The sequence below is a fragment of the Mycolicibacterium vulneris genome (assembly GCF_002104765.1).
Lineage (GTDB): Bacteria > Actinomycetota > Actinomycetes > Mycobacteriales > Mycobacteriaceae > Mycobacterium > Mycobacterium vulneris.
In genome coordinates this window covers 154,983-166,612 of the sequence record NZ_NCXM01000013.1, presented here as the reverse complement: position 1 = coordinate 166,612, position 11,630 = coordinate 154,983, and the positions used below count along the sequence as shown (strand labels likewise).

At 68.4% G+C, this 11,630-nt stretch carries 10 protein-coding genes and 1 pseudogene; 3 read left to right on the top strand and 8 right to left on the bottom strand.

What is annotated here, in order from left to right:
- Both B8W69_RS14810 and yajC read right to left on the bottom strand, forming a co-directional pair.
- Positions 1-531: pseudogene (locus B8W69_RS14810) on the bottom strand (protein translocase subunit SecD); the annotation flags it as partial.
- Between the two features lie 110 nt (positions 532-641).
- Positions 642-968 carry a preprotein translocase subunit YajC gene (yajC, locus tag B8W69_RS14805; RefSeq protein WP_085290523.1) on the bottom strand — a complete coding sequence of 109 codons (327 nt, stop codon included), beginning with the start codon at positions 966-968 and terminating at the stop codon, positions 642-644.
- Between the two features lie 221 nt (positions 969-1,189).
- On the opposite strand from yajC, the gene gabT reads away from it, so the two are divergent.
- Both gabT and car read left to right on the top strand, forming a co-directional pair.
- Positions 1,190-2,530, top strand: a complete 1,341-nt coding sequence (gene gabT / locus B8W69_RS14800) for a 4-aminobutyrate--2-oxoglutarate transaminase (protein ID WP_085290542.1) — start codon at positions 1,190-1,192, stop codon at positions 2,528-2,530.
- 151 nt (positions 2,531-2,681) lie between these two features.
- Positions 2,682-6,206, top strand: coding sequence for a carboxylic acid reductase (gene car / locus B8W69_RS14795; RefSeq protein WP_085290522.1), 3,525 nt, complete (start codon positions 2,682-2,684; stop codon positions 6,204-6,206).
- Positions 6,207-6,269: 63 nt separating this feature from the next.
- On the opposite strand, the gene B8W69_RS14790 is transcribed toward car, so the two are convergent.
- The 6 genes from B8W69_RS14790 to ruvC form a co-directional block, all read right to left on the bottom strand.
- On the bottom strand, positions 6,270-6,962 hold the full coding sequence (locus tag B8W69_RS14790) for a hypothetical protein (RefSeq protein ID WP_085290521.1): 693 nt from the start codon (positions 6,960-6,962) through the stop codon (positions 6,270-6,272).
- A gap of 128 nt (positions 6,963-7,090) precedes the next feature.
- A complete protein-coding gene (locus B8W69_RS14785) occupies positions 7,091-7,477 on the bottom strand; it encodes a DUF1304 domain-containing protein (protein WP_085290520.1) in 387 nt (128 codons plus the stop codon).
- Between the two features lie 157 nt (positions 7,478-7,634).
- A complete protein-coding gene (locus tag B8W69_RS14780) occupies positions 7,635-8,372 on the bottom strand; it encodes a hypothetical protein (protein ID WP_085290519.1) in 738 nt (245 codons plus the stop codon).
- A gap of 248 nt (positions 8,373-8,620) precedes the next feature.
- A complete protein-coding gene (gene ruvB / locus B8W69_RS14775; protein WP_085290518.1) occupies positions 8,621-9,676 on the bottom strand; it encodes a Holliday junction branch migration DNA helicase RuvB in 1,056 nt (351 codons plus the stop codon).
- The gene (gene ruvA / locus B8W69_RS14770; protein WP_085290517.1) at positions 9,673-10,275 is read right to left on the bottom strand and encodes a Holliday junction branch migration protein RuvA; all 603 of its coding nucleotides are present in this window, start codon (positions 10,273-10,275) and stop codon (positions 9,673-9,675) included. Before ruvA ends, ruvB begins: the two co-directional genes overlap by 4 nt.
- On the bottom strand, positions 10,272-10,838 hold the full coding sequence (gene ruvC / locus B8W69_RS14765; protein ID WP_085290516.1) for a crossover junction endodeoxyribonuclease RuvC: 567 nt from the start codon (positions 10,836-10,838) through the stop codon (positions 10,272-10,274). The genes ruvA and ruvC overlap by 4 nt, the downstream gene beginning before the upstream one ends.
- A gap of 178 nt (positions 10,839-11,016) precedes the next feature.
- Between ruvC and B8W69_RS14760 the strand changes: the two genes are divergently transcribed.
- Positions 11,017-11,628: a DUF4178 domain-containing protein gene (locus tag B8W69_RS14760; protein WP_085290515.1), complete on the top strand. Its 612-nt coding sequence runs from the start codon at positions 11,017-11,019 to the stop codon at positions 11,626-11,628.
- Positions 11,629-11,630 lie beyond the last annotated feature (2 nt).

The following is an 11,630-nucleotide window of genomic DNA, read 5'->3' as shown; positions in this document are numbered from 1 at the left end:
GGCGGGAGCGGGTTGAGCGGGGGCCAGTTGAGCCGGAGCGGGCTGGCCGGGAGCCGGCTGCCCCGGGGCGGGCTGACCGGGCGCGGGCTGCCCCGGAGCCGGCTGACCGCCCGCGGGCTGGCGCGCCGGCGGCTTGGGCTCGGCGCTCTGGGCCGGCATCGAGTTGAGCACCGGCCGGATGTAGAGGCGGGCGGTCTGGCCCAGGTTGCGGGCCTCGTTGCCGTCGTTCCCGGGGACCGTGATGATCAGGTTGTCGCCGTCGACGACGACCTCCGAACCGGAGACGCCGAGCCCGTTGACCCGGGCGCCGATGATCTGCTGGGCCTGCGCCAACGCCTCACGGCTGGGTTTCGAGCCGTCCGGAGTGCGCGCGGTCAGTGTGACCCGGGTGCCGCCCTGCAGGTCGATACCGAGCTTGGGGGCGGCCCGCTTGTCCCCGGTGAGAAACACCAGCAGGTAGACGCCGACGAGCAATAACAAGAAGACCGACAGGTAGCGGGCAGGGTGCACCGGCGCCGAAGACGATGCCACGTTCCTTCTATCTCCTCGAAAATCGGTTAGTTACCCCGGACAGAGCCTACGTGGCCCCCACTTGCCCGTTGCGCAAGCGGTCCGTTGCAGCGATCGGTGGGGAATCCCGGTCAGAAATCCTTGGTGATCGGGTCCTCGTCGGCGGAGTCGTCGCCGTCGGACAGGTCGTCGTCGTTGTCGGGCAGGATCCGGTCGCGGATCGCCAGCTTCATCCAGGTGGTCACCACGCCGGGTGCGATCTCCAGGTCGACGTTGTCGTCGGTGATCGCGACAACGGTGGCCTGCAGGCCCGACGTGGTGTGCACCCGGTCGCCGGGACGCAGCGACTCGTGCAGGTCGATGGTGGCCTGCATCGCGCGCTTCTGGCGGCGCGACGCCAAGTACATGAACCCGCCCATGATGAGCAGGAACGGCAGGAACAGGATCAAACTTTGCATGGACGCGCCTGTCTTTCGTCGTAAATTATCGGGGCTTTCCTGGTGGCTGGGTGCCGGTACGACTCGAGCGTCGCGCACCTCGTAACGGTCCAGTGTGCCCGTTCAGTCTGGCAGGCCGCGGGTCACGACCAACCGCCACGGTGCACGGAGTGCCCCCCGGCGCCAAGGTCTATAGGCTTTTGATGCGACGTGAGACGCGCGCCGCGGGGAGGAGTTATGTGGTGGCCAGCCTCGAGCAGACTCGCCAGCTGGTCACCGAGATCCCCGGTCCGGCATCGCTGGAACTGACCAAGCGCCGCGCGGCGGCGGTGTCGCACGCGGTGAACGTGTCGGTGCCGGTCTTCGTGAAGCGCGCCGGCGGCGGCATTATCGAGGACGTCGACGGCAACCGGCTGATCGACCTCGGTTCCGGCATCGCGGTGACCACCATCGGCAACTCGTCGCCCAGGGTCGTCGAAGCGGTGCGCGCGCAAGTGGCCGAGTTCACGCACACCTGCTTCATGGTGACGCCCTACGAGTCCTACGTCGCCGTCGCCGAGACGCTCAACCGGATAACCCCGGGTTCGGGTGAGAAGCGCTCGGTGCTGTTCAACTCCGGCGCCGAGGCGGTCGAGAACGCCATCAAGGTGGCGCGCGCGTACACCCGCAAGCCCGCCGTGGTGGCGTTCAACCACGCCTATCACGGCCGCACCAACCTGACCATGGCGCTGACCGCCAAGTCGGCCCCCTACAAGAGCGGTTTCGGCCCGTTCGCCCCGGAGGTCTACCGCGCGCCGCTGTCCTACCCCTATCGGGACGGCCTGATCGACAAGGAACTGGCCACCGACGGGGAAAAGGCCGCCGCGCGCACCATCAACGTGATCGACAGCCAGATCGGCGCCGACAACCTGGCCGCCCTCCTCATCGAGCCGATCCAGGGTGAGGGCGGGTTCATCGTTCCGGCCGAGGGCTTCCTGCCCACCCTGCTGGACTGGTGCCACAAGAACGACGTGGTGTTCATCGCCGACGAGGTGCAGACCGGGTTCGCTCGCTCCGGCGCCATGTTCGCGTGCGAGCACGAGGGCATCGAGCCTGACCTGATCTGCACCGCCAAGGCCATCGCCGACGGGCTGCCCCTGTCGGCGGTCACCGGCCGGGCGCAGATCATGGACGCGCCGCACGTTGGCGGTTTGGGCGGCACCTTCGGCGGAAACCCTCTAGCTTGCGCGGCCGCGCTGGCCACCATCGAGACGATCGAGAACGACGGTCTGATCGAACGGGCCCAGCAGTTGGAACGCCTGATCACCGAACCGCTGCTGCGCCTGCAGGCCGCCGACGACCGAATCGGCGACGTGCGCGGCCGGGGCGCCATGATCGCCATCGAACTGGTGAAGTCGGGAACCGCCGAGCCCGACAAAGAACTGACGCAGAAGTTGACCGTCGCGGCCGCCGCGGCCGGCGTGATTGTCCTGACCTGCGGCATGTACGGCAACATCATCCGCCTGCTGCCTCCGCTGACCATCGGCGACGAGCTGCTGACGGAGGGCATCGAAATCCTCGGCGGACTCCTGCGCGACCTGTAAGACCTGGACAAGCGTCCCGTCCCGCGTGGGCAATCTCACAACACCACGAAGGCGGGATCATGGTGGAATACCGTTACTTTAGCTAACGTTCTATGAATCAGCGCGCACAGCGCAAATTGACTCGCTAACTTTCATTCGCAAGGGATCTGTTATGTCGACTGCTATTCATGACGAAGAACTCGACCGCCGCATCGAGCACCTCATTGCCAACGACCCCCAGTTCGCCGCCGCCCGGCCGGACCCGGCGATCACCGCTGCCACCGAACAGCCAGGGCTGCGGCTGCCGCAGATCATCCGGACGGTGCTGGACGGTTACGCCGACCGGCCGGCACTGGGGCAGCGCGTCGTGGAGTTCGTCAAGGACGCCAAGACCGGACGGACGTCGGCCGAGCTGCTCCCGCGCTTCGAGACAGTCACGTATGGCGAACTCGGCGAACGGGTTTCGGCTCTCGGCCGCGCCTGGGCCAGTGACTCGGTAAGCACCGGCGACCGCGTCTGCGTGCTGGGCTTCAACAGTGTCGACTACGCCACCATCGACATCGCGCTGGGGACCATCGGCGCCGTGTCGGTGCCGCTGCAGACCAGCGCGGCGATCTCGTCGCTGGAGCCGATCGTGGCCGAAACCGAGCCCAGCCTGATCGCCTCGAGCGTCAACCAGCTGGCCGACGCGGTGGAGCTGATCCTGGCCGGCGAGCACGTGCCCGGCAAGCTCGTCGTGTTCGACTACCAGCCCGAGGTCGACGACCAGCGCGAGGCTGTGGAAAACGCCGTGGCCCGACTGGCCGACACCGGCGTGGTCGTCGAGAAGCTCGCCGACGTGCTGCAGCGCGGCAAGGACCTACCCCCGGCGCCCGAGCAGCAGACCGACGAGGACTCACTCGCGCTGCTGATCTACACCTCCGGAAGCACCGGCGCCCCCAAGGGCGCGATGTACCCGCAGAGCAACGTCGGCAAGATGTGGCGGCGCGGCAGCAAGAACTGGTTCGGCGAGACCGCCGCGTCGATCACCCTCAACTTCATGCCGATGAGCCACGTCATGGGCCGCGGAATCCTCTACGGCACGTTGGGCAATGGCGGCACCGCCTACTTCGCGGCGCGCAGCGACCTGTCCACCCTGCTCGAGGACCTCGAGTTGGTGCGGCCCACCGAGATGAACTTCGTCCCGCGCATCTGGGAGACGCTGTTCGGTGAATTCCAGCGCCAGGTCGAACGTCGTCTGGCCGACGGCGATGCGGGCCCAGAGGCGCGCGAGACTGTGGCGGCCGCGGTGTTGGAAGAACAGCGTCAGTACCTGCTGGGCGGGCGGTTCATCTTCGCGATGACGGGCTCCGCGCCCACCTCACCGGAGTTGAAGAAGTGGGCCGAGTCGCTGCTGCAGATGCACCTGATGGACGGCTACGGCTCGACCGAGGCCGGAATGGTGTTGTTCGACGGGGAGATTCAGCGCCCGCCGGTGATCGACTACAAGCTGGTCGACGTTCCGGACCTGGGCTACTTCAGCACCGACCGCCCGCACCCGCGCGGTGAGCTGTTGTTGCGGACCGAGAACATGTTCCCCGGCTACTACAAGCGGGCCGAGACCACCGCCAACGTTTTCGACGACGACGGCTACTACCGCACCGGTGACGTGTTCGCCGAAATCGCTCCGAACCGGCTGGTGTACGTCGACCGCCGCAACAACGTGCTCAAGCTCGCACAGGGCGAGTTCGTGACGCTGGCCAAGCTCGAAGCGGTGTTCGGCAACAGCCCGCTGATCCGCCAGATCTACGTCTACGGCAACAGCGCCCAGCCCTACCTGCTGGCCGTCGTGGTGCCTACCGAAGAGGCCTTGGCGGACAACGACATTGAGTCGCTCAAGCCAAAGATCGCCGACTCGCTGCAGAAGGTCGCCAAAGAGACCAACCTGCAGTCCTACGAGGTGCCGCGCGACTTCATCATCGAGACCACCCCGTTCACGCTGGAAAACGGTCTGCTGACCGGGATCCGCAAGCTGGCATGGCCGAAGCTGAAGCAGCACTACGGCGAACGGCTCGAGCAGATCTACGCCGACCTGGCCGCCGGACAGGCCAACGAGCTGGCCGAACTGCGCCGCAGCGGTGCCGAGGCGCCGGTGCTGCAGACCGTGAGCCGCGCCGCGGCCGCCATGCTGGGCGCCGCGACCAGCGACCTGTCCCCCGACGCCCACTTCACCGATCTGGGTGGAGACTCGTTGTCGGCGTTGACATTCGGCAACCTGCTCCGCGAGATCTTCGACGTCGACGTCCCGGTGGGTGTCATCGTCAGCCCGGCCAACGACCTGGCGGCCATCGCCACCTACATCGAGGCCGAGCTGCAGGGCTCCAAGCGGCCGACGTTGGCCGCGGTGCACGGACGCGACGCCACGACGGTGCACGCCAGTGACCTCACACTGGACAAGTTCCTCGACGAGGCCATCCTGGCCGGCGCGCCGAGCCTGCCGAAGCCGGCGACCGAGGTGCGCACGGTGCTGTTGACCGGCGCGACCGGATTCCTGGGCCGCTACCTGGCACTGGACTGGCTCGAGCGGATGGACATGGTCGACGGCAAGGTCATCGCCCTGGTGCGGGCCAAGTCCGACGAGGAGGCGCGCGCCCGGCTGGACAAGACCTTCGACAGCGGCGACCCGGAACTGCTGGCGCACTATCAGGAGCTGGCCGCCGACCACCTCGAGGTCATCGCGGGCGACAAGGGCGAGGCCAACCTCGGCCTGGACCAGCAGACCTGGCAGCGACTGGCCGACACGGTCGACGTCATCGTCGACCCGGCGGCGCTGGTGAACCACGTGCTGCCCTACAGCGAGCTGTTCGGCCCCAACGCCCTGGGCACCGCGGAGCTGATCCGAATTGCGTTGACGTCCAAGCAAAAGCCGTACACGTATGTGTCGACCATCGGTGTGGGCGACCAGATCCAGCCGGGCAAGTTCGTCGAGAACGCCGACATCCGGCAGATCAGCGCCACCCGCGAGATCAACGACAACTACGCCAACGGCTACGGCAACAGCAAGTGGGCCGGCGAGGTGTTACTGCGTGAGGCACACGACCTGTGCGGCCTGCCCGTCACGGTGTTCCGCTGCGACATGATCCTGGCCGACACCACCTATGCCGGACAGCTCAACCTGCCGGACATGTTCACCCGGCTGATGCTGAGCCTGGTCGCCACCGGTATCGCGCCCGGTTCGTTCTACGAGCTCGACGCCGACGGCAACCGGCAGCGGGCGCACTACGACGGTCTGCCGGTCGAGTTCATCGCCGCGGCGATCTCGACGCTGGGAACGCAGATCCTGGACAGCGACACCGGCTTCCAGACGTACCACGTGATGAACCCGTACGACGACGGCATCGGACTCGACGAGTACATCGATTGGCTGGTCGAGGCCGGGTACTCGATCGAGCGCATCCCCGATTACTCCGAGTGGCTACGGCGGTTCGAGACCTCGCTGCGGGCCCTGCCAGATCGGCAGCGTCAGTACTCGCTGCTGCCGCTGTTGCACAACTACCGGAAGCCGGAGAAGCCGATCAACGGCTCGATGGCACCCACGGATGTGTTCCGTGCGGCGGTGCAGGAAGCGAAAATCGGCCCCGATAAAGACATTCCGCATGTGTCGGCCCCGGTGATCGTCAAGTACATCACCAACCTGCAGTTGCTCGGACTGCTCTAACGACAAGAACGCAATCGCCCAGTCCCGCTGCGGGACTGGGCGATTGCTATTGATCGACGCGAACTACCGCTGCGGGTGGGGCCAGCGCAGGTACGCGGCGTTAGTGCCGGCCCCCGCACCGGCGCGGTTCTTGCGCCATCCCCGCTTGGGCTCGGGGTCCGCCGACGGTCGCGGCTTGGTCAGCGCGCCCGAGGAGACCTCGGCCGGCTCGTAGACCGAATCCCGGTAGGGCTCAACGCCCGGCGCCGCGGCGACGGGTTCGCCCGCCACCGGATGCACGTCGCGGGCCAGGCGCACGGCGGTGCGCGCCAGCACCACGCCACCCACGAAGATGATCAGCGCGCCCAGCCCCGAGAAGTACGTGACCTCGAGCACCGCGCGCTTGCGGTCCGTCGCGGCGATAGGATCACCGGCCGAGCCGATTCCCAACAATGGGGCGACCTGGCCGCCCACCACGAACCAGGCGCCGGCCAGCACGGCCAGCCAACCGCCCAGCATGGCGGCGACCCGGTTGCTGGCGACGATCAGTAACAGGCCGCCCAGTGCGGTGGCCGCTCCCGGCGCCACCTCCAGCCAACCCCGGGCCGCGCTCCAAGCCCAGTCTCGGTCGGGTGTGTAGGCGAAATTGAAGTGCGGCCCAACAAACGGTATTAACGCCCCCCAAGCTCCCAAAATGACCAGGAGCAATCCGCTGACCGCGCCGCGCGAGCGCGGCATACTCAGCCCGCGGGGTTGGCCGTCTTCTGCGTATTTCATGACATCCCCTCGTTGAATACCGGGTCGAATTCCGGCCTGGGATGGTTACCCAGCGCCTTCCACTAGTAACCCACGCGGAACTCGAAAGCCACCGGTAGCCGTGGCTTTTGAGGCTGCTGGGACTGGTGTTACTGCTGAAGGCCGAGCAGCAGGAGCACGATGGCGATCGCCGGAATGGTGCCCTGCGTCGCGGCGGCGCGCACCTTGTCGCGGTCGGACGCGATCAGCACCACCGCGGCCGCGGCCATCGACCCAACTCCCGCGAAGATCAGCGCCGCTCCAATCCCCTTGTGCCCCAAGGCAACTGCAGCGATGCCCACACCGGTGACGATGGCCAGGAACAAGTTGTAGAAGCCTTGGTTGAAGGCGAGCAGCTTGGTGGTTTCGGCTTCGGCCGGGGTGGTACCGAAGGTGGCGCGGGTGCGGTCCGAGGTCCAGGTCAACGATTCGATCACAAAGATGTAGACGTGCAGCAACGCCGCCAGTGCGGCGAACACCAACGCGGTGGTGATCATCGCTCCTCCTCGCCGGTCGCGGCCCGTGTGGCGGATACCACATTTCGCTTGTCTCGGCCGGTGAACATTACCGACCGGAGGTTTGCCGGGCCAGCCTGACGCGAAAAGGCCCCGGTAGCCAAGGGCTACCGGGGCCTCCCGCCTCGGAGATTGCGCGCTAGGCGCCGGCGTGGTGGTGGCGCCGGTGGAACAGGCCGCCACCATCACCATCGGCGCGCCGATGGAACAGGCCACCACCCTCGCCCGCGGGGCGCCGACGGAAAAGGCCACCACCGGTGCGCCCGCGGGGCGCCCGCTCGGCCGCCACGGCGTCCGCCCCCGCCCCCGCGGGGCCGCGGGTCTCGTCATACATGGCCGGTTGGGCCGCCGGGACGGCCTCGCCCGCCACCGGCGCCGGTTGCGCCACCACGACGTCACGCGCGTGCCGAACCGCCAGGCGCGCCGCCGCGGCCCCGCCCAGGAACACGATCAGGGCGCCCAGGCCGGTGAAGTAGGTGACCTCGAGCAGGGCTCGTTTCAGGTCCGTCGACGCCATCGGTTGACCGATGTCGCCGATGCCGAGCGTCGCCGCGAACGCGCGGCCGACCACGAACCAGGCGCCGCCGGCGACCGCCAGCCAGCCGCCGAACACGGCGCTGGCACGGTTACCGGACATGAGCACCAGCAGGCCGCCGACCGCGGCGGCGGCCCCGGGGAGCACCTCCAGCCAGCCTTTGGCCGTGGTCCACGTCCATGCCGGGTCGGCCATGTACGCCCAGTCGATGTTGGGCCCGAAGAACGGCACCAACGCGCCCCACGCACCCAGAAGAATCAGGAGTAACCCGGTTAGCGCGCCGCGGGAACGTGGCATGTACAGCGCGCGAGGGCGATCGTAGTCGTGGCTTGTGGTCCTCATCGGAACCTCCTTCAGACAGGTATGACTGCTGTGAGGCTGGTTACCCGACGGCGCCGGGGTGTAACCGGCCACGCGCTGGCTGATGTTTGCTGGGGCCACCCGAACGGGCGCCCGGGGGCGACGGTTGCGGCCGCGCACTCGGCGGCGCCGGCGGCCTGAGCTGGCCGGACGCCGCGCCCGGCGAACGTTCGGACCCGGCCGGGCCTAAAGGTCACGATTTGGCCGCGAAACGGCCGGGGCGATCGCCGCTAGTCAAACAGGCCGGCCTGGCCGAGGCCGGTGACCCCGGCCGGCGGCGTCATGCCGAGGTGCGTCCAGGCCTTGGCGGTGGCCACCCGGCCCCGGGGCGTGCGCGCGATCATGCCGGCGCGGACCAGGAACGGCTCGCACACCTCCTCGACCGTGGCGGCCTCCTCGCCCACCGCCACCGCCAGCGTCGACACCCCGACCGGGCCGCCGCCGAAGCTGCGGGTCAGCGCCGAGAGCACCCCTCGGTCCAGCCGGTCCAGGCCCAGCTCGTCGACGTCGTAGACCGCCAGCGCGGACTTGGCGACGTCGCGGGTGATCACGCCGTCGGCGCGAACCTCGGCGAAGTCGCGGACCCGGCGCAGCAGCCGGTTCGCGATGCGTGGAGTGCCGCGCGAGCGCCGGGCGATCTCCTCGGCCGCCGAGGCGCCGAGCTCGATGCCCAGGATCCCGGCCGAGCGCGCCAGCACCCGCTCCAGCTCGGCGGGCTCGTAGAAGTCCATGTGCGCGGTGAAGCCGAACCGGTCGCGCAGCGGGCCGGTCAGCGCACCGGACCGGGTGGTCGCGCCCACCAGGGTGAACGGCGCCACCTCCAGCGGAATCGACGTCGCCCCGGGGCCCTTGCCGACCACCACGTCGACCCGGAAGTCCTCCATCGCCAGGTAGAGCATCTCCTCGGCGGGGCGGGCGATGCGGTGGATCTCGTCGATGAACAGCACGTCATGCTCGACCAGGTTGGACAGCATCGCGGCCAGGTCGCCGGCGCGTTCCAGCGCCGGGCCGGACGTCACCCGCAGCGACGACCCGAGCTCGGTCGCGATGATCATGGCTAGCGACGTCTTGCCCAGCCCCGGCGGACCGGACAACAGAATGTGATCCGGTGTGTTGCCGCGGTTTTTGGCTCCCTCGATGACGAGCTGCAGCTGTTCGCGCACCCGCGGCTGGCCGATGAACTCGCGCAGCGAGCGCGGTCGCAGGCTGACGTCGATGTCGCCTTCTGCCGGCGCCAGCGCCGCTGAGACTTCCCGAACCTCTCGGTCCTCGTAGTCGTCCGTCATCGGGACTTACCCAGCAACGACAGCGCGGCCCGCAGCGCGCTCGACGTGGTGGCGTCGTGCTCGGCGGCCAGCACCTTGTCGGTGGCCTCCTCCGCCTGCTTGGCCGCAAACCCAAGGCCGACAAGGGCTTCCACGACCGGACTGCGCACCGCGTGGCCATTGAGACCCGCGCCCGCGCCGGCCGGTGTGTCCGCCGCGCCGACGCCGACCTTGTCGCGCAATTCCAAGACCATCCGTTCGGCGCCGCGTTTGCCGATCCCGGGCACCCGGGTCAGCGCGGTGACGTCGCTGTCGTGCAGCGCTTGTCGTAGCGCCCCGGCGTCGTGCACGGCCAGGGTCGCCATCGCCAGTCGCGGGCCTACCCCCGACACCGACAGCAGGGTCAAGAACAGATCGCGGGTCTCGGTGTCGGCGAACCCGTACAGCGTCATGGAGTCCTCGCGGACGACCATCGCGGTGATCAGCCGGGCCTCGGTCCCCGACCGCAGTGCGGCCAGCGTCGACGGCGTCGCGTTCACCCGATAGCCCACGCCGGCGGCCTCGATCACCACGTGATCGAGCGCCACCTCGAGCACCTCCCCACGCACCGAGGCGATCATCGCGCGACCTTCAGCTTGGCGTCGAGCTTGGCCTTGTACTTCTGTCGCTGCTCGGCGGCCATCGCCTCGGCCGCGGCCATCCGGGCGATCATCGGCGCCCGCCAGCAATGACAGATCGCCAGGGCCAGCGCGTCGGCCGCGTCGGCCGGCGTCGGTTTGGCTTGCAGCCCAAGAATTCTGGTGACCATGGTGGTGACCTGTGCCTTATCTGCGGCACCGTTGCCGGTGACCGCGGCCTTGACCTCGCTGGGGGTATGGAAGTGGACATCGATGCCGCGCCTGGCGGCCGCCAATGCGACCACTCCGCCGGCCTGCGCGGTGCCCATCACCGTCGACACGTTGAGTTGGGAGAACACCCGCTCGATCGCCACGACGTCCGGCCGGTGGGTCGCCAGCCAGTGCTCGACGGCGTCGCTGATCTTCAGCAACCGCTCGGCCAGCGGGGCGTCCGCGGGCGTGCGCACCACGTCGACGTCCAGCGCGACGACCGTGCGCCCGCGCCCGCTTTCGACGACCGACAGACCGCATCGGGTCAGGCCGGGATCGACGCCCATCACCCGCATTCCCGCTCCCACCTAGTAGAACAGCTGTTCGATACCTTAGCGGCCGGCGCCGACGGGTCCCTGTAGGACACGCGGCCGTGCCGCCGATTCCCACGCTGACGTTAGGGCGCCGAACCCGAGAAAAAGCTGTTAGCTTTAGCCCCGTTCGCTCGAGCAATGTGGCAACGGAGGGATTGGCGTGGGATCTCTGCTGGTCATGATCGCCGTGGTGCTCTTCATCGCGTCCATCGTGGTGCTCGTGGTGGCTTTGCGGCGGCCGAAGCAACCGGCCCAGCGCGGCGGGCGCCAGGATCCAATGGCCGCCGACGCGATGCCGCAGTTCGGCCCCCGCCAACTCGGGCCCGGGGCCATCGTGAGCTACGGCGGCATCGACTACATCGTGCGCGGTTCGGTCACCTACCGTGAAGGCCCCTTCGTCTGGTGGGAACACCTGCTGGAGGGCGGCGACCAGCCGATCTGGTTCAGCGTCGAGGAAGACGACGGCCGCCTGGAGCTGGCAATGTGGGTCACCCGCAAGGACGTGCCGCTGCGGCCCGGCGACCCATACGTCGTCGACGGCGTGATGTTCCACGAGTCCGAACGCGGCCGCGCCTCCTATACGACCGAAGGGACCACCGGCCTGCCTGCCGGCGGCGAGATGGAATTCGTCGACTGCACCAACGCCGACGAATCGGCGCTGCTCTCGTTCGAGCGCTGGGCGCCGGACATGCCCTGGGAGGTATCGACGGGCAAGTCCGTCTCACCCGGCGAGATCACCGTGTACTCGGCGCCCCCACCCAGCCCGGCGTAGAG

Bases quoted from the DNA above. Each gene is read 5' to 3' on its own strand.
- car (WP_085290522.1), top strand. From the start codon at position 2,682: ATGTCGACTGCTATTCATGACGAAGAACTCGACCGCCGCATCGAGCAC.
- B8W69_RS14790 (WP_085290521.1), bottom strand. From the start codon at position 6,962: ATGAAATACGCAGAAGACGGCCAACCCCGCGGGCTGAGTATGCCGCGC.
- B8W69_RS14780 (WP_085290519.1), bottom strand. From the start codon at position 8,372: ATGAGGACCACAAGCCACGACTACGATCGCCCTCGCGCGCTGTACATG.
- ruvB (WP_085290518.1), bottom strand. From the start codon at position 9,676: ATGACGGACGACTACGAGGACCGAGAGGTTCGGGAAGTCTCAGCGGCG.
- ruvA (WP_085290517.1), bottom strand. From the start codon at position 10,275: ATGATCGCCTCGGTGCGTGGGGAGGTGCTCGAGGTGGCGCTCGATCAC.
- ruvC (WP_085290516.1), bottom strand. From the start codon at position 10,838: ATGCGGGTGATGGGCGTCGATCCCGGCCTGACCCGATGCGGTCTGTCG.
- yajC (WP_085290523.1), bottom strand. From the start codon at position 968: ATGCAAAGTTTGATCCTGTTCCTGCCGTTCCTGCTCATCATGGGCGGG.
- B8W69_RS14785 (WP_085290520.1), bottom strand. From the start codon at position 7,477: ATGATCACCACCGCGTTGGTGTTCGCCGCACTGGCGGCGTTGCTGCAC.